Origin of the sequence: Spirosoma aureum, from assembly GCF_011604685.1 — a bacterium.
Classification (GTDB): domain Bacteria; phylum Bacteroidota; class Bacteroidia; order Cytophagales; family Spirosomataceae; genus Spirosoma; species Spirosoma aureum.
Genome location: NZ_CP050063.1, coordinates 2,920,445 through 2,943,159 on the forward strand (window position 1 = coordinate 2,920,445; position 22,715 = coordinate 2,943,159).

Below are 22,715 nucleotides of genomic sequence, written 5' to 3' on the forward strand. Positions count from 1 at the left end.
CTTATTGATCATCTAGTAATAATAGCCGGAGCCATTATCACTAATAGCTAAAACACAGAAAAAGAGCCTTTTATATGAATAGGCATGAAGTTTACTAGGGCATGGCGAATACATCAATAGTACATTTGAAACTAATAAATTGGCTAAAGGATAGCGTGTATTTGCCGCGAACTACGAGAGACATGGAGTAAACGACATGGTTTTGGGCATGACTTTCGTTGCCGCTGCCAAAATGATAAGCGTCTGAGCGTTAGCGAAACCGCTGCGTTCGCGAAGAATCTGGTTGCAAACTTAGGGTAATTAGAAACTACCGATGACGTATATTGAGTAAAAGGACAGGTTTAATAAAAAGTCTCGCCGATGGCTGTCTATCTGAGCAGATAGACAGCCATCGGCGAGATGCATAAGGCCGGAAAAGTAAATGACTATGGATTTAGCCCTTCATGAATCGCACCAGCCCAATTTCAAACAACAGAAAGGCGAGTGCGGCCAGCAGGAAATATTTCCAGAGACTACGCCCTAAATTTTCCTGTTCCAGAACCTGCACAAAATCACCATCCTGAATACTGTCGAAAACTTCAACGTTGGGCTGGTTAGCAAACGCCCGGCGTAATTCATCGGCCGAATAAAAATCCATGACCGATTCTTTGTTGCCATGATTGAACGCTAACAAACGCTCGGTTTTTCCATCAAGCTGCAGTTCATAATACCCGGATTCGATTTCCTGACCAGCGCTCAATTCATTACTCTTGGGCATTTCGAGCAGGAGCTGGTTACCGATGGTGCGCTGTACGGGGATAATTTCCAGTTTGCCGTGCTTCAGTTTATAAACTGCCCGTTCTGATGGGTTTGTGACCGGAATCGTGATCAGGTTATCATCGAAGGAGTAGGCCGTTCGTTGTGCCCGGACACTAAGCGCTGCCATTTTGTACATTACCGGAACAAAAAGGGCATGTTCGGCTAAGTTACCGTAGGCGCTCGCTAAGGGATTAGCGATCAGGTATACGCTTCCCTGACCTGCCTTCGACTGAGTAAGCAATGGACTGCCATCTCGTGTGCTCAGAAGTCTTTCGCCCGCGTTCCATCGCCAGACAGGAGCCGCACTCGGCATATTGAGAGGCTCTGACTGATAGCTCTGCTGGAACACATCCCGGAAGAATGGATTCCGGCGATCAGGATCAGCAACGGGTAGGGGAGAGGGACTGCTACCCGGCGTGCCAGCTGTACTTTGCACATTACCTAGTCCTAAGGTGTTTAGAAATGGCCCGTAAGTAGCCATATCGGGATTCGTGGGCGGTATAATCGTCAGACTGCCGCCCTGTTGAACAAACCGCTCCAGTTCAGTTCGAAGGGTGCCATTCACCTGAGCAACACCTTCCAGGATCACCAGATCCGTTTCTTTCAGTTGACCGACATCGAAATTCTGCGCATTGAAACTTCGCCGGACAAATAAACTATCATTCGAATAAACGGCATCAACATAATCAGTAGAACGACCCGGAGAGCTGGATTTCTGCTCGAACAAATGCAGAACACGAACAGCGGGGGAGGCTTCAATAACAAAGAAATACTGGTTATCGAACGTAATAGGAAAATCCTCGAACACGATCCGGCCCCTATGATATCCTTTTTTCGTCACATTGAAGTTGAGCGATATCGTTGCCGATCCGCCCGGCTGCAGGGTAGCCGAAGCCGTCGACGTCTGCGTGTCATCCAGATAAAGCCGTACCGGAAGATTTTTTACATTCTCGCGTCCTCCGTTATTTAGTTTTACATTCAGGCTATTATTCTGCATTTCGCGGATAAACGGCGTACTCAGCCAGACCGAATCGACATAGACATTTTTAGTAGCCTGAGCCTCTAAAGGCACAACAAACAACCGGTCAGTCGTATCGATCTGTAGCCGCGATAAATCGCCGACAGTGCTTTTCTGGAAATCAGAAAACCAGAATAACTGATTACGCCCTCCCGGATTTAAACTCGATAGCAGGTTCCGCTGCCGCCGGTAAACCGTTTCAAGGGCTCGTGGCGTATGCGCGAAATGTATTGAGGTGACGCGGTCGCGAATCGATTCGGCAGTTCCGGTCTGTTGTTCAGCCGCCGAAAAGTCGTTCGTAAGGAGTTGTAGGGAAGTGGCGTTTCGAAAGAGCGTCAATAGTTCATCCAATCGACCGGTAGCGATGTCAAGATAGCGTTTGGTATTACGCTCATTCTGCATACTGAACGAATTGTCCAGATACAGGCTGGTAACACCCTGCCGCGATAACCCCAGTTTATTTTTACTGGGAATAAACGGCTGGGCAAATGCCAGGACCAGACAAATCAGAAACAGGCAGCGAGCCGCCAGAATAAGCCAGTGTTTCAACCGCCTGAACGACTTAGTTTCGGTCTGAACAGTACGGAGCAGGGCTACATTGGTGAAAAACACCCGTCGTGTCCGCCGGAAATTAAAGAGGTGAATCGCAATTGGTACCGATACAGCCAGCAGGCCGAAGAGGAAGGACGGATATAGAAAATTCATTCAGGGTGTTTTCGACGAAATTATTGCTGCAAACGTAGGTCATTTTATTAACGACCCAACTCAGGACTTTGGTTTCTGCAAGCCCAAGTTAATCAGGGATTATGATTTCATAAAATGCTGTTCTTGTTTGTAATACGTCTGTATAGGTTATCGAACTGCTTTTAGTACCGATTGTCGTGAATTTATCAACTGGAGTATGGCCTACGACCTGATGAAAATTGAGTAAATAGTCAAGGCTTGATTCAGATTGGTCGGCCCAGACAGGGCCACTGAACGCATCGTAACCGCCCCGCCTTGCACTAACCTCAAAAAGGACGCTTTGTATTGGTAAAGGTTGCTTGTGGCTATTATTAATCAAGTCGGCAAGGTTTTTATCAGGACTGATCGTTGTCTCTTCCTGCCTAGTTTTCGCCAATAGTCGTGCCAACCATTGATTTGTTACACCCGCATGGCTAAATAAATAAGAACCATGCTGATAGGCCACTTGAAACAAATCCCGATGTTTATCAAATAACACACTTAATTCGGGTTGAGCCCAGCTCCGAAAGCCAGAACACCGATATTGTGGATAATGCAGATACTGTGCATCGTGGTTGCCAATCAGGAGCACAAACCGGTTGGGTTCCCGATGTTTTAACTCAATGATAGCGCTCAGGTTGTTATAAATTGTCTCATCATCGAAGATGTAACTGTCGGTATAATCGCCCAGAAAAATAACCTGATCATAGGTGTTGAGGTCTGCTTCCCGCCAAACGGATCGCCCGTGCAGATCACTGATGGTTAGGATCGTCATGCTGTCTGTTTTCTCCGCCTGATAAAACCATCCAGTTCAGAATGTGAAAGTTGCCGCAGGGCGAGTCGTGGATAAGTTTGTATTACAACAAAAAAAAGCCCCAACCGGTTATCCGGTTGGGGCAAACTTATGAACTGAGGTTAACCAGTTTACAGCGTCCGCTTCACTTCTTTTAGTTCGAAGCTTTCGATAACGTCACCAACTTCGATATCATTGAAGTTTTTGATGCTCAAGCCACATTCGTAGCCAAACTTCACTTCATTGACATCGTCTTTGAACCGTTTCAGTGCACTGATTTCGCCAGTATGAATGACGATAAAGTCGCGGATAATACGGATTTTGTTGTTCCGCTTGATGTTGCCTTCTGTTACGTAGCAACCCGCCACCGTACCAATTTTGCTGATCTTGAACACATCGCGTACCTCGATATTGCCAACGATAACTTCTTCAACAGTTGGTGCCAACAGGCCTTCCATTGCGTCTTTTACTTCGTTGATCGCATCGTAGATAATCGAATAAAGTCGAATTTCGATCTGCTCCTGTTCTGCCAGTCGCCGTGCGCTCGATGATGGGCGTACCTGGAAACCAACGATAACCGCATCCGATGCAGATGCCAGCAGGACATCCGATTCGGAAATCTGACCGACAGCCTTGTGAATAATGTTCACCTGAACTTCTTCCGTTGAGAGCTGTAGCAGCGAATCCGACAAGGCTTCAACTGAACCATCCACGTCACCCTTCACAATCACATTGAGCTCTTTGAAGGTACCAATCGCTTTCCGGCGGCCAATTTCTTCAAGCGTAATGTGCTTGCGTGTGCGGAGTGTCTGTTCACGGAGGAGTTGCTCCCGTTTGTTTGCAATTTCGCGGGCCTCACGGTCCGTTTCCATCACGTTGAATTTATCACCTGCCTGTGGAGCGCCTGGAAGACCAAGAATCTGAACCGGTGTTGATGGTCCTGCTTCTTTAATCCGTTCTCCCCGGTCGTTAGTCATCGCCCGGATGCGACCGTAGTGCGCACCAACCAGCATGATGTCTCCCTGATGAAGCGTTCCATTTTCAACCAGTACGGTCGAAACATAGCCTCGCCCTTTATCCAGTGATGCTTCGATAACTGTACCTAACGCACGACGATCTGGATTGGCTTTTAATTCGAGCAGTTCGGCTTCAAGCAAAACTTTCTCAAGCAATTCGTCAACCCCCATCCCCGACTTCGATGAGATTTCCTGTGCCTGGTATTTACCACCCCATTCTTCAACGAGAAGGTTCATCGAGGCCAGTTCTGATCGTATTTTTTCGGTATCGGCTCCTGGTTTATCTACCTTCGAAAAGGCAAACACGATTGGAACACCAGCTACCTGGGCATGGTTGATAGCCTCACGGGTTTGCGGCATGACACTATCGTCAGCAGCAATAACAATGATAACGACGTCTGTGACCTTCGCACCCCGAGCCCGCATCGCCGTAAAGGCTTCGTGACCCGGTGTATCGAGGAATGTGATCATACGGTCGTCGCTGGTTTTCACGCTATAGGCACCAATGTGCTGCGTAATTCCACCGGCTTCACCGGCTGCCACTTTTGCCCGACGGATATAGTCAAGCAAGGATGTTTTACCGTGGTCAACGTGACCCATGATCGTTACGATCGGAGCCCGTGGCTGTAATTCATCTGGCTCATCTTCACCAACATCGATACCCGCTTCTGTTTCATCTTCAGCCGATACAAACTGTACGTCGTAACCAAATTCATCGGCAATGACCGTGATTGCTTCGGCATCCAGTCGCTGGTTGATTGAAACGAACATACCCAGGTTCAAACAAACCGAGATAACTTCGTTGATCGATACATCCATCAGTGAAGCCAGATCGTTAGCCGATACGAATTCGGTTACTTTCAGGATTTTTGCTTCCAGTTCCTCCTGTTCGCTGGCCAGACGGTCCCGTTCGGCGCGGTCGGCACGACGATCCCGTCGGCGATCAGCACCCCGGTTGGGCGTATTGCCCTGCATTCTGGCGTTGGTCTGCTGAATGGACTTCCGTACGTCAGCCTGAGTTGGCGCTTCCCGGCGATTACCACCCCGGTCACGGTTGTTGGTATTACTACCACCCCGGTTGGCATTATTGCCACCTGAGCGATTGTTATTATTGTTGGTATTACCTCCACCGCCACCGGTCCGGTTGTTGGTGTTTGCATTGGCATTGTTTTGACCTCCCCGGTTGGCCTGGTTCTGGTTATTCCCCTGACCCTGTGGCTGACCATTGCCTGCTGCTGGATTAGCCGGACGATTGGCATCGCGCTGACCACCTCCCTGATTACGGTCGCCTTGTGGACGATTACCATCCCGTTGTTGGCCGCCCTGATTACGGTCGCCTGCTACCCGGTTGGCTGGTCCGCGATCGCCCTGACCCTCACGTGGGCCACGGTCGTTGCGAGGGTTATTGGTATTGCCCTGCCCTTGTGGCTGGTTACCGCCCTGATTAGGTTGGTTGGTACCACCGACGGCTCCTTCGCGACCACCGCGAATTCGCTTCCGTTTTTTCTTGTCAGCATTGCTGTTTCCTCCCTGACGCGGATTGTTGACCGGCAGTTCGATTTTACCAAGAATTTTCAGACCGCCAAGTTGATGGCTACCAGCTGCCCGAATCGTTTCGGTTTTAGCGGTTGGCTCATCGACATCATTGGTAGCGGCTGGCGGTGTCGCTTGAGGGACATTCGCTTTTGGCTGATTGCTTATGGGTTTCTCGCGATCCTGCTGACGGGGCTGGGGCTGTTCAGCTTTGTGAGCTGGCTGGCTTACGGGTTCAGCTGGTTTAGGCGGCTCCACACGTGGCGCTTCTGTACGAGCTGATGGCTGTGGCTGCACCGGTTCAGGTTTTGGCTGAACGGGAGCAGTCTGTACTGGTTCGATTTTAGGCTGAGCTATTATTGGCTGTGGGGTTTCTACCTTAGGTACTTCGACAGGAGCCGGAGCTACTGTGGGTTGTGTAACGGCAGGTTTAGCCTCTGTTGGCTGAGCTGGCTTCGGAACTTCTGCCTGTACCGGAGGCTGAACAGCTACCGGCTGAGGAGTTACAGGCTTTGGAGTCTCTGCCTTAACTGGCTCTGCACGAGGTGTTTCTACTGGCTTCGCTTCCTGCGGAACCGGTGCTTTCGCTACCGGAACAGGTGGCGGAGTTGGTTTTGCGTTAAGATCAATTTTGCCGATCACTTTTAACCCTGGTAAACCGGTTGAAACGGTTTCTGGGGCTGGTTTTGACTCGGTTGGCGCTGGTTTAGGCGCATCTACCCGAGGGACGTCTGTTTTAGGGGCGTCCGCCTTCGCGTCCACAATGGGACGGCCTGCGTCATCACGACGGTACAAAATGACATCTTCCTCCCGACGACGCGGTGGCTCGGCGACCGCAACCGACGGTTCGGCCCGGCGAGCTCCGTTCAGGAGTTCCGTTGATTTATACTCCTTCGCTAACACCTCCAACTGTTCCATGTTGATTTTGGTGTTAGGATTAATTTCAACCTTAAACCCTTTGGCAGACAGACTATTCGCAACAGAGGAAAGCCCTTTGTTGAGAATTTTTGCCACTTGGCTTAGGCGCATTGACTTATCTTCTGCCATACGTTCGGTCTATATTCGGCAAATTTAATGGTTGTTGATATGGTATGAACAACAGTTACTGCAATAAAAATCCCGTCTTTTTAAATGTAGAATGAATAATGTAGAATGGAGGATGCAGATTAGTCGATCATTTCCCATTTTCTATTATTCATTCCCCATCAATTTTATTCAAATTCCTGTTTCAGAATATTCAGAATCTCCTCCACGGTGTCTTCTTCCAGATCCGTACGGCGAACAAGTTCTTCTTTGTTAAGGGCCAGAACACTCTTTGCTGTGTCGAGACCAACTTTGCGAAGTTCGTCGATCATCCATTCGTCGATCTCATCCGAGAACTCCATCAGGTCAACGTCTTCATCATCTTCGTGGCCTTCGTTATCGCGGAAGACATCAATTTCCATGTCTACTAACCGGCCAGCCAGTTTAATGTTCTGACCGCCCTTTCCGATTGCCAGGGAAACCTGATCGGGTTTCAGAAAGACCGATACACGCTTTGCCTCGCGGTCGATCTGCATCGAACTGATTTTGGCCGGACTCAATGCCCGACTGATTAATAGTTCGAGGTTTTCGGTATAGTTAATGACGTCGATATTTTCATTCCCTAATTCCCGTACAATGCCGTGTATACGTGACCCTTTCATACCGACACAGGCACCAACGGGGTCGATGCGGTCGTCGTATGATTCTACAGCTACTTTGGCCCGCTCACCAGGCTCCCGAACGATTTTCCGAATCGAAATCAGGCCATCGTAAATTTCGGGCACTTCAATTTCGAACAGGCGTTCCAGAAAAACAGGCGATGTGCGTGATAACACGATCTTGGGTGTACCATTCAGCATGTCAACACGGCTCACAACTGCTTTTACAGCTTCACCTTTCCGGTAGCGATCTTTCGGGATTTGCTCCGTACGGGGCAGGCTCAGTTCATTGTTCTCCGAGTCAACCAGTATGATTTCGTGTTTTAGGAGCTGATACACTTCAGCGCCGATCAGGTCGCCAACCTGATCTTTATATTTCTGATAAAGGAGCTCTTTCTCCATGTCCTTTATCTTCTGAATCAGTGTTTGGCGCGCCGTTTGTACAACCCGACGACCAAAGTCTTCGAGCTTTACTTCTTCAGCAACCTGTTCACCCACTTCGAAGTCATCCTGAATTTTACGGGCTTCGGTGAGTGGTATTTTGTCGTAATCCCAAATGTCTTCGGAGTTGTCGTCCACGATTTCGCGTGTTCGCCACATTTCCAGGTCGCCACTTTCGGCGTTAATAATTACGTCGAAATTTTCGTCAGTACCGTATTTTTTACGAATCATCGTCCGGAAGACTTCTTCCAGAATAGCGATCATTGTAGGCCGGTCAATATTTTTCGACCGTGCGAAATCGGCAAACGATTCGATTAATAATCCACTGGTCATTTTCAAGTTAGCAGTTTACAGTTCACAGACAGCAGTTGTTCAGTAGAAGCGAATGCTTACTGGCAACTGCCTGCTGCCCACTATTTAAATGATACTTCTACATTAGCTTTCTTAATCTGCTCAAATGGAATTGGCGTAGGGCCAACCGCTGGAGCTTCAATAGACAAACTCACTTCTTTTTTCTTTTTACTCTTCGACTTTTTCTCTGGCTCAATTACCAACACAATGGAGGTGTCGTCTATAGACTCCAATTGACCTTTGTATACAGTTCCATTCGTCAGCGTAACAAGTAGATTTCGGCCTAAGTTACGAACATATTGACGCGGAAACAGCAGCGGATAATCTACACCGGGCGAAGAAACTTCAAGTGTAAAGGCAGATTCGCCAAAGAAATTTGACTCATCCATCTGCAAACCAAGACGACGGCTGATATCTGCACATTCGTCAATGGTAATACCGGCATCGCTGTCTACTAAAATTGTGACTTTGATTCGGCCACCTTGTCGACCAACTACCTGAACATCAACAATGTAAAACTGGCCATCGTTCAGATATGGTTGCAGTAGTTCGGTTATGCGTGCTTTATCGTCCATAAGGTAGGGCTAACAAAAAAGGGAGTCCGACTCCCTTTCTTTACTAACGCCATACGGTAATTATGTCACAAATATACGACATACTTTAGTGTTTTGCAACCTCGCTTGCTGTAGTGTATAGCGGGTTTGCGTGGCTAATGCCTAATTTTAGCCCGAAAACGAATTTTTGGCTGCTCAATGATGCTATGGCGGTAGGTGCTCAAGTTAGTCGGTTCATTACTTTTTTCTTTCGATCTTTATTCTGGTCGCTGAATTTACTCCTTGCTTTATATACGCTATTAAGCTACTGGCTTTTGTATGCGCTGCCGATCCAGCACTGGTCGGCGGGAATGGTTATGATTTCGATCCCGGTTGTGTGGATTTTCAATCTCGTATGTGTCCTGATCTGGCTTACTATACGTCCCTGGCGAAGCTGGCTGTCGGGCCTCGTCCTTATTGTTGGTATCGTCCTGTTTGGTCAGCGTACGTTTGTCTGGAATTCGCCGGGTAAGTTGGTGAGTACCAACACGCCACTAAAAGTATTTAGCTATAATGTTCAATCATTTGGACTGGATAATGCATGGGAACGGAACCATAGTTCGCCCAGAGTTCGTCGGATCATGAATTATGCGTTGCGCTACGATGCACCCGTAAAATGTTTTCAGGAATTTTACACATCCACCGCTGTGGCAGACTATGATGTTGTTCGCCGATTCCGTCAGAAGGGTTATGGATATTCAGCTTTCTTACACCCCGAAGTGGCTGAAACGGCTGATGGTGGTGTTGGCGTAGCGATCTTTTCTATTTACCCGATTCTTCATTCTGGTCGGGAAGTATTTAGCCGGGGCAACGGGCTGGTTTGGGCTAATATAAAAGTTGGCAATGATACGATCCGGATCATCAATGTACATTTACAATCGATGGGTATCCGGGTCGGTAAAGTATTGGATCAGGAAAAACTTACCGGTGTTCGCCACGAAACAAGAGGAGTATTGAGTGCCTTGCGGTTCGGATTTATTGAACGAGGGCAACAGGTTCAACGGGTTGAGCGGCATATCCGCGAGAGCGAATTTCCGGTAATCGTCACGGGTGACCATAACGATACGCCTTATAGTGTTGTGTATGAACGGCTCCGACGGTTGTTGCCAAATAGTTTTGAGGACGCTGGTCGTGGTTTTGGCTTCACGTATAACCGCTTACCCGGTTTCATACGCATCGATCACCAATTTCATGATCCTAAATTATCACTACTGGATTTCGAGACAATCAATTATATCGCGTACTCCGATCATTATCCGATTGTAGGTACGTATCTGTTAGGTCGGGCAGCAAAGAAATAAATTACTCGTTTAGTAATTAGAAAATTCAGGACTGCTTTTCGTAATCAGGGAAATTCGGGCTCATCACCTACGGATGGGCATTTACCCACACTTCGCCGTCTGTAAAAACTTCTTTCTTCCAGATCGGTACAGTTTGTTTTATCGTATCGATTATGTACCGACATGCCTCAAAGGCATCAGCGCGATGAGCAGTAGCTACGCCAATAAGTACGGCTATTTCGCCCGTGAGTAATGTGCCTTTTCGATGAATAATCGTATAACGGAGGATTGGCCAGCGACGGTGGGCTTCATCCGCAATTTTCTGCATCTCCATGATCGCCATACGGTCGTAGGCTTCATATTCGAGCCGATCAACCGGGCGCTCCTGTGTATTATCGCGCACAACACCCAGAAATAAGTCAAGTGCTCCAGCCTGATCGGTTTGTAGGTAGCTTAGAGCCGAAGCAACATCAATAGGATTCGTGACAAGTGAAATCATTGCAGGTTAGTTGATCGTTAGCGGTCTACTGTGGCAGCTTTGATAAGCTGAAAGTTTAAGCGGATTTATCCTCCGCTAACGGGCGGAATAAGGGCAATTTCATCTTTGCTGGTGAGTAACTGATCTGTTTCGGCATATTCGCCATTAACTGCTACCAACAATGATCGAATACCCGACAAGTCAGGATAGTCTTGATAGAGTTGGGCCAGCAGATCACTCACACGGGCTCCTTCACCAACCGGCACTGAAACTGCCGACTGGCCGGTCAGGTCACGGGTTATACCAAACAGAAGTACTGAAATAGGGGTGTTCATTAGTCAAAATAACGCTTTAAAGGAACAGCAAACAATTGTATGCTGGTAACATAATAATCGTTTAATGAAGTTTCTCGTAACCAATAAAAATGGTGACACCACCCGAAGGTAATGTCACCATTTTTATTAGGAGAGTTAGGGAAATTGCTGATTAATTGGACTTATCTAGCTTGCGCTCAGCCTTTTTTAACTTTTTATCGGTTTTGTCGAGCGCTTTATTCGTTCCGTCTTTTACGTCTTCTTTCGTATTTTTAGCGGCCCTCGATACTTTTCGCCCTGCTTTTTTTGTCTCACGGCCAGCTTTATCGGCAGCTGCGTCAACGGTTTGACCAGCCTGCTTGGCTGTTTCTTTAGCTTTCTCTTTGGTATCCTGGGCCAAGGCAACAGACAGAGTAAAGACCAGCGCTGCGGCCAACGTCATTAACTTTTTCATAGTCATTGAGTGTTTGCGAATTTACGCTTGTACAACCGCCCAACGAGTTCAATTGTTTAATGAGTTAGTCTTTATGCTTGAAAACTTTTACCTGATAAACGTAAGCCTGCATCCGTTTAATCTGCAGTTTGCGCGGCAGCCTGGCAAGGGTATTTTTCCGGTTCAGTCGTAAAGGCAGACCCTTTAGTGAGTCGACCGGTATGTTATTCAAGGCTTTAAGAAGATAATTGGTTTTTACCGCAAAGCTAACTCCTTCCGATGTTGTTTGCTTACCGCTGATAATACCGATCACATTGCCTTTTTCGTCCAGCAGGGGTCCACCCGAGTTTCCTGGGTTAACGCCAATAGCTACCTGATAGGCCGTCGAATCGCCCCGGTAGCCAGTCCCAGAGCTAAGATAACCCTCTCCATAGACAATCTCTTCGCGAGGATAGCCAAGTGTGTAGACCCGCTCGCCCAGATCTGACTGGTGTGCATCGAAACTGTAGGGAACTGGCGTGAGCGCCCGGAACGCACTGTCGTCGCAGAGTTGTAGAAATGCCAGATCGTATGTTTGATCGGCATGAACAACACGCGCTTTATAGACTTCTCCGGTTGGGCTTTGTACGTACACCGAATCAGCATCCCGGATAATGTGGTTATTGGTAACCATATAGCCATCGGCTGTCAGCATAAATCCTGACCCTGAAACCTGGGCCGGATTAACCGAGAGGGCGCGGCCTCGGCCGTTAAGATCGCTCAGTAATTTGCGCTGCGATGATTTAACGGCCTGAATCTCCTTACTTAATAAGCTGTATTGCTGTTCCTGCTGTCGATGGCCCTGCTGATAGGATCGGTATAGAAAAATTGATCCGAATGTTGTAATAACGGCAACAGAAGCCGCAACGGCCAGTGTCGTACGGTATGTACGCCAGAGCGAACGAATCTGACCTGACTGCTGTGCTTCAGCCTGGTATAGACCAACTTCTTCACGTACGGCATCCATATCCAGTTTGCTGTGAATGGCTGTCAGCTTTTGCTGAAGCCGAACTCGTTCGCCATACGCCCGCAATGTGCCTTCAATGTCTTTTTCGTCATTAGTCTCCATTGTTGTTGTGCAGACTTTACAGTCAGTTAAGTATAACGGTTGGCAGAGGTGCCGAAGCACCCTTAGCTTTGTTTGTACTCGGAAAAAAACAATCGCTTAAGCCGCATCAGGCATTTATACTTCTGCGTTTTTGCGTTGTCAGGATTCGTATAGCCAAACTTGTCGGTTATAGCCTGCATACTCAGGTGCCGGATATAAAAATCTTCCAGCAGTGTGCGGCAGGGTTCGCCAAGTCGGTCGAGCGAATCAGCCATTAAATCGAATTGCCGATCCCGCTCTTCGTGTTCAGTTAAATCAGCGTCGATTTGCTGCCCCGCAAAATCATCAGCGGCAGGCGTTTCTATATCGCGTACCATGAATCGATTACGTTGCGTCAACTGCTTCAGCCAAAGACGACGACCAACAGAATACAAGTATGTCTTTAGTTGGCAATGCAACTCCAGCGTACCACTCTGTGCTTTTTCGTATAGTACGACGATGGTTTCCTGATAAATGTCTTTAGCATCATCTTCGCTACCGCTATTGCTGGTGACGAAATGTAATACCATCGGAAAATACCGTCGATACAATTGGTTCAGCACATCGTCGGAACCAGTGGCCAGGCCCGCCAGCAATTCATCGTCGGTTAATACGGGCCGCCTACTTTCCTTCATTGCATTGCTTCATTACTTAATACAAAATCATTCCGAACGTAACCCAAAAAAAAGTTAAAAAAAATTGGGTTACCTTTTTTCCAATGGCGTATTAACGTTGACATTGTTACAGTAATCACACGTAAACAAAAACGCCCCAAAACTATGAAAGCATTCACGAAATCTGCCTTCTTTTTCATGGCTATGATCGCCCTTGCAACCTCTTGCAGCTCGAAAAAGACTGAAACTGAGACGACTTCGACCGATTCTACTTCGACCATGATGTCTGACTCGACGACCGCTACGGACTCGACGATGGCTGGCGATTCGGCTTCGACCATGTCGTCGGATAGCGCGAAGTAATTTTTGCTAAGGCACAACTGCCGGTAATAATACCGACAACGCTATAAACGCTTGGAAGCCCCTCGATAGTCGAAGGGCTTCTTCTTTTTTATATACATTACAAGAATAAAGTAAAAGACGTTCGCGGTAAAGAATGGCTCACATGTAGTGCTCACGCATAAATCGTACCGAATATTGCCAATAAAGAACGTCAATCAACCGGAGCCTATTTTTGTAGCTGTCCAATCTACATTTCTTCAGGTAAAGCTTTTTCTGCCATACTACTGGCTAAGGTCTAGTATGACGAATGGTGACCGACAAGCAGTCACCATTCAGTCTCAAATTCGTTAATGCTTCCGGCTTCCATTTCGACTATCGCTATGCCCGGAGTGGCCATGCCCTCCTCGTTCTTCAGCTAATTCGCTCTTAGTCTTACCCTCAACGTTATGCTCGTCTTCGGGCCCTTGTTTGCTTTTATTGGCATTGATCATCGTGCGCTCGCCATTAGGACGTTGACCTCCGGTATCGTGAGCATTCTGATTACGGGTCCGACCATCATTTGGCTGCAAATTATTGGAGCCTGGTTGGTTTGTGGTTTTGTTGTTAGCCATGATTTTAGTCTTTTGTTGAGTAATCTAAAAACTGACTGGCATCTGAAATGTTCATAAACAAAAAGACCCGCCTTGCAGCGGGTCTTTTTGTTTATGACTGCATAACACTACGATTAGTAGCCAGGATTCTGTTTTAGAATGCCTTTCTGATAGTCAACCTGAGTTTGTGGAATAGGCATGTACTCATCTTTACCAGCGGTGAATTTTCCGCCACCATAAGCCACTGTCAACCTTGCGCCTTCATATGCTAGGAATGCGTTAAGAGCAGTAGCAGCGATGCCCCAGCGAACAAGGTCATAGAAACGGTGGCCTTCACCTGATAATTCTAGCTTGCGCTCAAACTGAACGGCGGTGCGAGCTGCTGCCTTATCGGCAAAGGGAGTCGTATAGTTAGCGATCAAATAATTGGCCGCTGGCTTACCATCTGCACCTTTAACAAAACCGTCGGCATTGGCTGCCCGCGTACGAACCTGGTTAACATATTTACGGGCTGTTTCTAAGCTACCTACTTCGACTTCGGCTTCAGCCGCCATCAGCAGTACGTCGGCATAACGGATAATGCAGTAGTTAATTGCTGAATAGCCATCTGTCCAGGAGCTACCATCGGTAAGGGTTTTATCCTGCGATTTGTAGAAGACGAACTTTTTAGGAGAATAAGGACCGGCAAAGCTCTGATCACGAATCCAGTCAAGGCCTGGGTGAACCATCCAGTCAAGATAAGGAATACCACGACGTCCAATTGACCAGTCTAAACGTGGATCAACCGTACCTGCGTCTGGTGTGAAAGGAGCACTTGAGGCAAGCCCCTGATCTGTTTTCAATTGGTTAGCTCCTGTATTATAGGAACCGTCCAGCAAAGGAAGCCCTTTGGCATCTACCCGGAAAGAATTACCTAGCTCGAAACTAGGTGCAAAGAAACCACAGCAACCAGCAGGACCATTAGAACCCGTGTTGTACGGGAAGTTCAGAACCAGATCGGGGTTAGCATTGTCGGAGCTACCTGTGTTAGCTGCAGCCTGAGTGGCAAAGATCGATTCTTCATTGTTATCATTTGCTGCATTGAAGACCTGAGCATACTGAGGTACCAGACCATATTTTTTTCCATTGGTTGTTTGACCATTGGCAATAATCAGATCAAACAGCGCTTTGGCTTCCGCATATTTCTTTTGATATAAATATGTTTTCGCCAGGTACGAAGCAGCTGCCCATTTATTGGCACGACCAGCTGCGGTCTGTGTTTCGGGCAAATTGTCATACGCGAATTTGAAATCAGCTTCAAGCTTAGGCCAGATATCAACATCGTTCTTAACCTGATCGATACCTGTTCCATAATCAACTGTTTCGTCGACGTAGGGAACCATGTTGAAAGCTCGCTTCAATTCAAAATAATAGTGACCCCGCAGAAAACGGGCTTCACCGGTGAGCCGTGTTTTATCGGTAGCTGTTACATCTGTCCCAGCCGAAGGCAGAGACCGAAGTACGATGTTCGCACGGCTTACACCTTCATACATAGCGTTCCATTTCGCATTTACTTCACCGCTGGAAGCAAGGAGCTGGTACGTTCCGTAGGGAGTTAGTGCGTTAAAATCGCCCGAGTTTGAGCCTTTGTTGGCATCTCCACCTGAGATACTACCCCGAACCCAGTTATAGGAGCTGGCCGACTGGCTAAAGCCCCGAGCGTTTAACTGTGCATAAGTAGAGAGCAACAGTCCTTCAAAACCCGCTTTGGACGTTAACTGGGTACTGGCCAACTGGCCAGTGGCCGGCACTTCTAAGAATTTTTCTTTGCAAGAAAACGTAGCCAACATGAGCACTGCTGTGGCTATGGTTCCTTTTGTAATAGGATTTTTCATAGTGAAATGTACCTGAAAAGTTAGATTTGTAGATGGGGAGATTATCAGATGTCAGTTAACCTCCCCATTTCTTACCAAAGTCGTTTAGAAACCAAAGCTCAAGCCAACGTTGTAGCCACGCGTGACAGGATAGTTACCAACATCAATACCAAAGTTTGTATCGGCTGATCCACCTACGGCTGGGTCTAAGCCCGCGTATTTCGTGATGGTGAACAAATTGGTAGCCGAAGCCGAAACACGCAACCGGCTAAACTTGATCTTGTTCAGCAAAACAGCTGGGAACGTATAACCGATATTCAGGTATTGCATACGGCCATACGAGCCATTTTCCACGTAGTAAGAATTGGCCTGTGTATTCGTGCTGAAGTTCGATGTGTTTTCGAAAATGGGGACACTCGTATCTGTGTGTGTTGGCAGCCACGAATCTTTCACCCGAGCGCTAACCGCAGCTCCCGTAAACGAAGGATAGAAATCGGTAAACCAGCGTTGGTTATTAAAAATCTTATTGCCCAACGATGCATACAGGTTTGTGTTCAGATCGAATCCTTTGTATTTCAGCGTCAGCGTTAAACTACCTGTAAATTTAGGAATCGGGCTACCCAGATACTGCCGGTCGTTGTCGTCAATCTTACCATCGTTATTTGTATCGGCGTAGCGGAAACGGCCTGGAGCTTTACCATCTTGTGTTGGAGCAGCGGCAACTTCCTCTTTGCTATTGAACAAGCCAATAACTTTATAGCCATAGAACGAAGACAGATCATGACCAGGCTCATTCCGAACAACAGGCGTACCCAGGCGTGTACCACCCCCCGTAAAATAGGGAACCGATGGAGCAATAGCCGTGATTTTGTTGTCCAGAATACTACCGATGGCAGTAACCTCATAGTTCAGGTCGCCGGTAATATTGCCACGTGTCGTAATTAAGAGGTCAATCCCTTTGTTACGCATACTGGCAACGTTAACATAAGGAGCATTGGCACGTACACCTACTACACCAGGCAGAGCCAGCGGATAAAGCAGATCCTTGGTATCTTTTTGCCATAAATCGAGTACAACTTCTAATTTATTGTTGAAAAACGATCCATCGATACCGATGTTAGATGTGACGCTGGTTTCCCATTTCGCATTGGCATTACCAATCTGGCTCCGGTAGAAACCAGGGGAGATTGATGTATTGGCACCGCCAATGTCATAACCATTACCTGCGTTAGAGGCAAAGAGGTTATACTGGTTTGTAGAGCTCAGGTAATTTGAGTTACCCATCAATCCATAACCACCCCGAATTTTCAGATCGGATACCCAGGGAAGGTTTTTCATGAAATCCTCCGACGAAAGCCGCCATGCTACCGAAGCCGCTGGGAAGACCCCATACCGATTGTTGGCACCAAACTGCGACGAACCATCACGACGAACAACTCCAGTTACAATGTATTTATCATTGTAGGTATACTTGACTTGGCCAAACAGCGAGTAGAAATTGTTGCCTAAGCTATAATAACTACCAACCTGGCGCGTAGCTCCTGGAGTTGTTGTACTGATCGTTACGTAGTTTGGATCAGTGGTGAACGGGTTGAGACCCGATCCACTAACACCCCGGCCTTTTCCGGTATTCAGCGCTTCGATACCTACTAATGCACCAACCTCGTGAATGCCGAATTTTTGCTTGTAAGAGGCCGTATTGGTAAACGTCCAGGCTAAGCCAACGTTCGAACCTTCGCTATAGGTATAGTTCGTATTGTTCTCGGAGTTTTCGTACTGGGCCCGCGAGTAGTTATTGTTGTAATTACTGAAGTACGTGCCACCGATGCTACTGCGGAGCGTTAATGCTGGAATAACATCGTACTCTAAGTAAGCATTACCAAAGCCAAACACCGTGAAATTTTTGTTATCAGCAGCTGCAATGCGGTTAGCTACCGGGTTCCGTGCATTGTTGAAACCAGGAGCGGCCGTGCCTGCATAACCGCCAAACGCGTTATAAACTGGAATGATTGGCGGCATCCGGAAAGCTAACAGAATGTCATTTTCATCAGACGATACACTCGAGTTGTTGTTGGTATTGTTCCCAAGTGTTCCCCCTGTGCCACCTTGTAGACCCGTTGCCGAGACATAGGCAAACTGAATGTTTTCACCAAAACGTAATTTCTTCGTGATGTCGAATTCCGTATTTGCCCGGAAGTTGTAACGAGAGAAATTGTTATAGGTGATGATCCCTGACTGCTGTTGCACACCAACGCTGATGTAGTAACGGCTGGATTCGGTGCCTCCCGAAAAGCCTAATGTATGCCGGGTCAGTGGAGCTACGTGAGTAATTTCCTTATACCAGTCGGTACCTTGCTTGTTGGCAGCAATAACATTGTAAATAGCTCCGTTGGCCGGGTCAGTATTGTACTTAAGTTTTTCCGCAGCTAAATCAACACTACTGGCAGCCAGGCCTGACCGGCCGCCTACCAGGATGTAATCGGGTAGAACTGGCGTCTGGCCTGTGCCATACTGATTACTGGCTATACCTGTAAAGCTATCTGGTCCGATTGGAGTGCCGGTCTGGAAATTATCATTTTTGCGAGCTTGCCAGGTCCAATCGGCCTGTTCTTGCGGAGTCAAAATTTTGGGACCGTGTCCTGGATCGGTAACACCATATAATCCATCGTAACTAACGCTTAGTTTTTGCGCCCGGCGCTGACCTTTCTTGGTCGTTAAAACAATAACCCCAGCCGCGGCACGCGCTCCATAAATAGAAGCCGAAGCAGCATCTTTCAGTACGGTGGTTGTTTCGATATCATCTGGTGCAATGAACTGAGAAGTCTGGGTAGGAACACCATCGACAACATATAAAGGCTGGTTACCACCAAAGGAGCCAAAGCCCCGAACCCGTACCTGGCTGGTCGTACCAGGCTGTCCGTTTGTGATAACGGTTACCCCGGCAACACGACCCTGTAGCTGTTGCTCAACGTTTGTTGAGGGAACGACTTTAAGCTGTGCTGGCTTTACGGTCGAAACGGCACCGGTAACATCCCGGCGATTTTCGGTCGAATAACCCGTTACTACTACTTCGCTCAGGGCGGTGGATTCGTCCTCAAGCGTAACGTCTACGGCCGTGCGATTACCCACGGTTACCTCCTGCGTTTTAAAACCAATCGCGGAAATAACGATTATCGGGGCAGCACCCCGAACATTCAAACTGTAAGCACCATTTGCATCGGTGGCGGTACCCGTAGTTGTTCCTTTCAGAACGACGTTGGCACCTGGAACTGGTCCATCTGCGCCGGTGACTTTACCCGTCACCCGACGGTCTTGAGCGGAAGCATTTAAGCTCCACAGCAGCATGACTGCACCTAAAATTGAGGCATGCAGAAGTCTGTAAAGTGTTGACTTCATAGGTTGGCAAAAATTGGTTTAAAGGGTTGTACTAATTCTATAGAGAAAATAATCATACAAATATTATAGCTGTTTAATCATATTCCAAAGTAGAATCAGAATAAAATTTAGCGTATTTGCCTTCGCGAAGTACAAATTCTAGGTAATATCACTTATTGCGTTTTTGCAAATAGCTGAAAAACAATCAATTACTATATAATTGGTATAGATAATGCACTATCAATGAATTTTTAAAAAATCTAATAAAATATTTCAAAAGGTGGCTGCAAGGCCGAGGATCGGCTGTTTTGACGGTTTACCTTTGTCAACTTATGCATACTAATTATTATTTTCTTCGTCAGCTTGCACCTGCTCTTGACTTACAATTAGCAGGACTTCGGTTTGTCGAGTGCTTTAGTCAGGATCGCGACGAAGTCGTGCTCGTATTTGCTCAGGCGAAGGGGAGGCTGAATTACTACAAGCCCTTTTATATCAAGGCAACGCTCCGCCCGGACTTTTCGGGTTTATTGTTTCCGGAGCGAGTGCAGCGTGCCCGTACCAATAGTATCGACCTGTTTGAGGAGGTGATCAATCCTGTGCGAGCACATGAACAGGATCAATTGGCCAGCAATGTTGCCGAAGAAGTTACTGCCAATCGACCCGGCCGAGCGGTAGTCGGTGTTCGTTTTTTTCTGAACGAACGTTGCCTGGCAATTTTGCTCGAAGACCAATATACGTTGCTGTTTAAGTTTTTTGGTAATCGCCCCAATTTGCTGGCCTTTCACGGGAATGCAGTTATTGAACTCTTTAATCAAAAGCTGGCCTCAGATCAGCAACTCGTCCTCGACGCCTTTGACCGGCCTATCGATCAATCCTGGGAGGCATTTGTTCAGGCAGGATTTGAGTATCGAAAGCTCTTCCCGACATTTGGCAGAGTAGTAAATGAGTGGATTTCCCAGCAAAAAGCTGGGCTTGAAGAAAAGATAGGGCCGCATGAAGAGTGGGAAATAATTCAGCAAACATTACAAAGGCTGGAACAACCCCGCTACTATCTGACCCGGCTAGATCATAGACCGACACTTAGCCTGGTGCCCATTGGCGACATACAGCGTGAATTTGATGATTCCATAGAGGCTGCCAATCGCTTTTTTATCTCCTATAATGGCTTAAACGTCTTTGAGCGCGAAAAAGGGGATTTATTACGGTTACTTGAAAAAAGGAGGAAACGAGCTGAGTCACTCATTGAAGTCAATCTTCAGCGAATGATTGACCGGGAGGAGGGGGCAAGCCATGAAGAAATAGGGCATATCCTGATGGCTAATTTACACGACATTCCGAAAGGCCCAGGAGCGAAGTCGCCTGAGACAGTAACGTTGGTCGATTTTTACCGGGATCAACCTATTACAATCAGACTGAAGCCCGATCTAAGTCCGCAGAAGAATGCCGAAAATTATTACAGAAAGGCCAAGAACGAGAAACTGGAGGCAGATTACCTAACAGCGCAGGTAACGGCTCGTGAGGAAGAAATTATTCGTCTTGATCAACAAAAAGCCGATCTGGAAGCTATTCAGACATTAAAAGAATTACGCCGGTATACAAAACAGCATAATCTATTGGGCGATCAACCGGGTAAGGGAATAAATGAGGATGGCACCATCCAGCTTTTTAAGGAAGTAACAGTGGATAACTTCCGAATTCTGATTGGGCGCAATGCCAGGAACAACGATTTATTGACGCAGAAATACGCCTACAAAGACGATTTGTGGCTTCATGCCCGCGATGTGGCTGGCTCACATGTTATCATAAAACATCAGGCTGGTAAGCCATTTCCTAAAAACGTGATCGAGCGGGCCGCTGAATTGGCCGCATGGTACTCAAAACGCCGAACAGATAGCCTGTGCCCGGTTATTGTGACACCTAAGAAATTCGTTCGTAAGCCAAAAGGGCTTGCTGAAGGGCAAGTGATCGTAGAGAAAGAATCTAGTATTCTGGTCGTACCTAAAGAATAATTCAGTACGTGAGCAGTCCGGATTGCTCACGTACTGGTCGTCGCTATTGCTCTACAGAGAGGCTCATTGTGGCCACAATAAGCCGGTTCATTTCACTCCAGGTATGATCCCAGGAGTTTTCCATGAGGAATTCGTCAATGGCGGTCCAATCTGTTGGGTGCCCACCCGTAAGGGCCGTTTCGATAGCAGATTCGAAGGCTGATGCCGAATCGGCAATTTGGATAAAGTCGGCATTACCATAGGTTCGTACAACGTCGCGGATGGGTGTTGATACGACTGGTAAGCCAGCTGCCAGGTATTCAGGAGTTTTAGTCGGACTAATAAACCGGGTCGAGTTGTTGAGGGCAAATGGCAGCATAGCAACATCCCAGTTGCTGAAATAGGCGGGCAAGTCTTTATACGACTTCATGCCCAGGTAATGGACATTGGAGGTACGGGGCAGTATAGCTGGGTTAATCTTGACGATTGGGCCCAGCAGCATAAACTGCCACTGTGGTCGGCGTTGTGCGAGTTCGCGTAATAGCTCATAATCGAACCGTTCGTCAATGACACCGCTAAAGCCAATACGGGGTTGGGGAATTACACGTTGATCAGCAGGATCAGGCTGTGGCTGTCGAGCTACCGAGAAATGTGAAAAGTCGATGCTGCTTGGAAACGCAAATACATGTGGGTGTCGGGTACACTTTGCTTCATAAAGGCTGTGTCCGCCAGTAAAAACAATATTAGCCCGCTCCATTAGTCGTTTCTCCTCTTCCAGTAATTGTGGTGGTGCTCCCCAAAATGCCGATAACTCATCCATACAGTCGTAGACGGTTATTCTGGGTGTAAGATGATCGCTGAACAGAAGAGCCATCGGTGTGTAATACCAGGCTATGAAGTTGTTAATTCGTTCATTCGCCATGAACGTATCGATCAATTGTCGTTGTAAGCGAATTGCTTCGGCAGGCTTGGTTCCGTGGGGTAAATGAGGCACCAGAACCGTCAGACGATCGGTTTGATGGCAACGGGTAAGTGTCAACTGGTCTCCCCAAATCGGTTCCTCAATAAACCAGACCCGGTAATTTCTGGTCGCCCGGTTTAATAAATGCTGAGGCCGCTGATACACAAAATTCCAGCGGAGGTGAGAGAAACAGATCAGATCCTGGACATCGTCGACTGGGAATGAAGTGGCACTGTGATTTACTGTAGCCGGGTTGAGCTGCCGGGTAGATAGGTTAATAGCCTTGGTTGAATCAGGCGATGAGTCCGTAATTTCCATAAACAGGTTGTGAAGAAAATTGATTGAATAGTCCAATCAGAACTTGATTAGACCGGTATTCCTCCAATTTAAAAAACATGACTGTATATGAAATG

17 protein-coding genes are annotated in these 22,715 nt (G+C 47.3%); 3 read left to right on the forward strand and 14 right to left on the reverse strand.

The genetic code is table 11. The annotated features are described in order from the left end of the window. Nucleotides 1-433 precede the first annotated feature (433 nt). The 5 genes from G8759_RS11535 to G8759_RS11555 all read right to left on the reverse strand — a co-directional run bounded on the left by G8759_RS11535 (nucleotide 434) and on the right by G8759_RS11555 (nucleotide 8,930). Nucleotides 434-2,521 (reverse strand): BatA domain-containing protein, encoded by a 2,088-nt coding sequence (locus G8759_RS11535; protein ID WP_167208066.1) that lies wholly within the window; start codon nucleotides 2,519-2,521, stop codon nucleotides 434-436. A gap of 88 nt (nucleotides 2,522-2,609) precedes the next feature. Continuing rightward, nucleotides 2,610-3,314 (reverse strand): metallophosphoesterase, encoded by a 705-nt coding sequence (locus tag G8759_RS11540; RefSeq protein WP_167208068.1) that lies wholly within the window; start codon nucleotides 3,312-3,314, stop codon nucleotides 2,610-2,612. A 149-nt stretch (nucleotides 3,315-3,463) separates the two neighbouring features. Continuing rightward, nucleotides 3,464-6,928, reverse strand: coding sequence for a translation initiation factor IF-2 (gene infB, locus G8759_RS11545; RefSeq protein ID WP_167208070.1), 3,465 nt, complete (start codon nucleotides 6,926-6,928; stop codon nucleotides 3,464-3,466). 164 nt (nucleotides 6,929-7,092) lie between these two features. Continuing rightward, complete coding sequence (gene nusA, locus G8759_RS11550) at nucleotides 7,093-8,337, reverse strand: transcription termination factor NusA (RefSeq protein ID WP_162386367.1); 1,245 nt, start codon at nucleotides 8,335-8,337, stop codon at nucleotides 7,093-7,095. Nucleotides 8,338-8,417: 80 nt separating this feature from the next. Then, complete coding sequence (locus tag G8759_RS11555; protein ID WP_167208072.1) at nucleotides 8,418-8,930, reverse strand: ribosome maturation factor RimP; 513 nt, start codon at nucleotides 8,928-8,930, stop codon at nucleotides 8,418-8,420. A gap of 185 nt (nucleotides 8,931-9,115) precedes the next feature. On the opposite strand from G8759_RS11555, the gene G8759_RS11560 reads away from it, so the two are divergent. Then, nucleotides 9,116-10,249: an endonuclease/exonuclease/phosphatase family protein gene (locus tag G8759_RS11560; RefSeq protein ID WP_167218889.1), complete on the forward strand. Its 1,134-nt coding sequence runs from the start codon at nucleotides 9,116-9,118 to the stop codon at nucleotides 10,247-10,249. 67 nt (nucleotides 10,250-10,316) lie between these two features. Here G8759_RS11560 and G8759_RS11565 read toward each other — a convergent pair whose 3' ends face one another. The 5 genes from G8759_RS11565 to G8759_RS11585 all read right to left on the reverse strand — a co-directional run bounded on the left by G8759_RS11565 (nucleotide 10,317) and on the right by G8759_RS11585 (nucleotide 13,214). Beyond that, the gene (locus tag G8759_RS11565) at nucleotides 10,317-10,727 is read right to left on the reverse strand and encodes a molybdenum cofactor biosynthesis protein MoaE (RefSeq protein WP_162386365.1); all 411 of its coding nucleotides are present in this window, start codon (nucleotides 10,725-10,727) and stop codon (nucleotides 10,317-10,319) included. A gap of 65 nt (nucleotides 10,728-10,792) precedes the next feature. Further along, complete coding sequence (locus tag G8759_RS11570) at nucleotides 10,793-11,041, reverse strand: MoaD/ThiS family protein (RefSeq protein WP_167208074.1); 249 nt, start codon at nucleotides 11,039-11,041, stop codon at nucleotides 10,793-10,795. A 151-nt stretch (nucleotides 11,042-11,192) separates the two neighbouring features. Continuing rightward, the gene (locus G8759_RS11575) at nucleotides 11,193-11,474 is read right to left on the reverse strand and encodes a hypothetical protein (protein ID WP_167208076.1); all 282 of its coding nucleotides are present in this window, start codon (nucleotides 11,472-11,474) and stop codon (nucleotides 11,193-11,195) included. A gap of 64 nt (nucleotides 11,475-11,538) precedes the next feature. After that, the gene (locus G8759_RS11580; RefSeq protein WP_167208078.1) at nucleotides 11,539-12,561 is read right to left on the reverse strand and encodes a S1C family serine protease; all 1,023 of its coding nucleotides are present in this window, start codon (nucleotides 12,559-12,561) and stop codon (nucleotides 11,539-11,541) included. A 62-nt stretch (nucleotides 12,562-12,623) separates the two neighbouring features. Further along, on the reverse strand, nucleotides 12,624-13,214 hold the full coding sequence (locus tag G8759_RS11585; RefSeq protein ID WP_167208080.1) for an RNA polymerase sigma factor: 591 nt from the start codon (nucleotides 13,212-13,214) through the stop codon (nucleotides 12,624-12,626). A 144-nt stretch (nucleotides 13,215-13,358) separates the two neighbouring features. Between G8759_RS11585 and G8759_RS35675 the strand changes: the two genes are divergently transcribed. Then, nucleotides 13,359-13,556, forward strand: coding sequence for a hypothetical protein (locus G8759_RS35675; protein WP_197933119.1), 198 nt, complete (start codon nucleotides 13,359-13,361; stop codon nucleotides 13,554-13,556). Between the two features lie 326 nt (nucleotides 13,557-13,882). Here G8759_RS35675 and G8759_RS11595 read toward each other — a convergent pair whose 3' ends face one another. The 3 genes from G8759_RS11595 to G8759_RS11605 form a co-directional block, all read right to left on the reverse strand. Next, nucleotides 13,883-14,146 carry a hypothetical protein gene (locus tag G8759_RS11595; protein WP_167208082.1) on the reverse strand — a complete coding sequence of 88 codons (264 nt, stop codon included), beginning with the start codon at nucleotides 14,144-14,146 and terminating at the stop codon, nucleotides 13,883-13,885. A gap of 113 nt (nucleotides 14,147-14,259) precedes the next feature. Further along, nucleotides 14,260-15,999 (reverse strand): RagB/SusD family nutrient uptake outer membrane protein, encoded by a 1,740-nt coding sequence (locus G8759_RS11600; RefSeq protein WP_167208084.1) that lies wholly within the window; start codon nucleotides 15,997-15,999, stop codon nucleotides 14,260-14,262. An 84-nt stretch (nucleotides 16,000-16,083) separates the two neighbouring features. Continuing rightward, a complete protein-coding gene (locus tag G8759_RS11605; protein WP_167208086.1) occupies nucleotides 16,084-19,374 on the reverse strand; it encodes a SusC/RagA family TonB-linked outer membrane protein in 3,291 nt (1,096 codons plus the stop codon). Nucleotides 19,375-19,685: 311 nt separating this feature from the next. Here G8759_RS11605 and G8759_RS11610 point away from each other — a divergent pair, with 311 nt between their 5' ends. Then, on the forward strand, nucleotides 19,686-21,362 hold the full coding sequence (locus G8759_RS11610; RefSeq protein WP_167208088.1) for an NFACT RNA binding domain-containing protein: 1,677 nt from the start codon (nucleotides 19,686-19,688) through the stop codon (nucleotides 21,360-21,362). 43 nt (nucleotides 21,363-21,405) lie between these two features. On the opposite strand, the gene G8759_RS11615 is transcribed toward G8759_RS11610, so the two are convergent. Beyond that, nucleotides 21,406-22,620: a glycosyltransferase family 1 protein gene (locus G8759_RS11615; protein ID WP_167208090.1), complete on the reverse strand. Its 1,215-nt coding sequence runs from the start codon at nucleotides 22,618-22,620 to the stop codon at nucleotides 21,406-21,408. Nucleotides 22,621-22,715 lie beyond the last annotated feature (95 nt).

What these genes read in the sequence shown, in the direction of transcription:
- G8759_RS11535 (WP_167208066.1), bottom strand. Translation starts at nt 2,521, where the DNA reads ATGAATTTTCTATATCCGTCCTTCCTCTTCGGCCTGCTGGCTGTATCG.
- G8759_RS11540 (WP_167208068.1), bottom strand. Translation starts at nt 3,314, where the DNA reads ATGACGATCCTAACCATCAGTGATCTGCACGGGCGATCCGTTTGGCGG.
- infB (WP_167208070.1), bottom strand. Translation starts at nt 6,928, where the DNA reads ATGGCAGAAGATAAGTCAATGCGCCTAAGCCAAGTGGCAAAAATTCTC.
- nusA (WP_162386367.1), bottom strand. Translation starts at nt 8,337, where the DNA reads ATGACCAGTGGATTATTAATCGAATCGTTTGCCGATTTCGCACGGTCG.
- G8759_RS11555 (WP_167208072.1), bottom strand. Translation starts at nt 8,930, where the DNA reads ATGGACGATAAAGCACGCATAACCGAACTACTGCAACCATATCTGAAC.
- G8759_RS11560 (WP_167218889.1), top strand. Translation starts at nt 9,116, where the DNA reads ATGGCGGTAGGTGCTCAAGTTAGTCGGTTCATTACTTTTTTCTTTCGA.
- G8759_RS11565 (WP_162386365.1), bottom strand. Translation starts at nt 10,727, where the DNA reads ATGATTTCACTTGTCACGAATCCTATTGATGTTGCTTCGGCTCTAAGC.
- G8759_RS11570 (WP_167208074.1), bottom strand. Translation starts at nt 11,041, where the DNA reads ATGAACACCCCTATTTCAGTACTTCTGTTTGGTATAACCCGTGACCTG.
- G8759_RS11575 (WP_167208076.1), bottom strand. Translation starts at nt 11,474, where the DNA reads ATGAAAAAGTTAATGACGTTGGCCGCAGCGCTGGTCTTTACTCTGTCT.
- G8759_RS11580 (WP_167208078.1), bottom strand. Translation starts at nt 12,561, where the DNA reads ATGGAGACTAATGACGAAAAAGACATTGAAGGCACATTGCGGGCGTAT.
- G8759_RS11585 (WP_167208080.1), bottom strand. Translation starts at nt 13,214, where the DNA reads ATGAAGGAAAGTAGGCGGCCCGTATTAACCGACGATGAATTGCTGGCG.
- G8759_RS35675 (WP_197933119.1), top strand. Translation starts at nt 13,359, where the DNA reads ATGAAAGCATTCACGAAATCTGCCTTCTTTTTCATGGCTATGATCGCC.
- G8759_RS11595 (WP_167208082.1), bottom strand. Translation starts at nt 14,146, where the DNA reads ATGGCTAACAACAAAACCACAAACCAACCAGGCTCCAATAATTTGCAG.
- G8759_RS11600 (WP_167208084.1), bottom strand. Translation starts at nt 15,999, where the DNA reads ATGAAAAATCCTATTACAAAAGGAACCATAGCCACAGCAGTGCTCATG.
- G8759_RS11605 (WP_167208086.1), bottom strand. Translation starts at nt 19,374, where the DNA reads ATGAAGTCAACACTTTACAGACTTCTGCATGCCTCAATTTTAGGTGCA.
- G8759_RS11610 (WP_167208088.1), top strand. Translation starts at nt 19,686, where the DNA reads ATGCATACTAATTATTATTTTCTTCGTCAGCTTGCACCTGCTCTTGAC.
- G8759_RS11615 (WP_167208090.1), bottom strand. Translation starts at nt 22,620, where the DNA reads ATGGAAATTACGGACTCATCGCCTGATTCAACCAAGGCTATTAACCTA.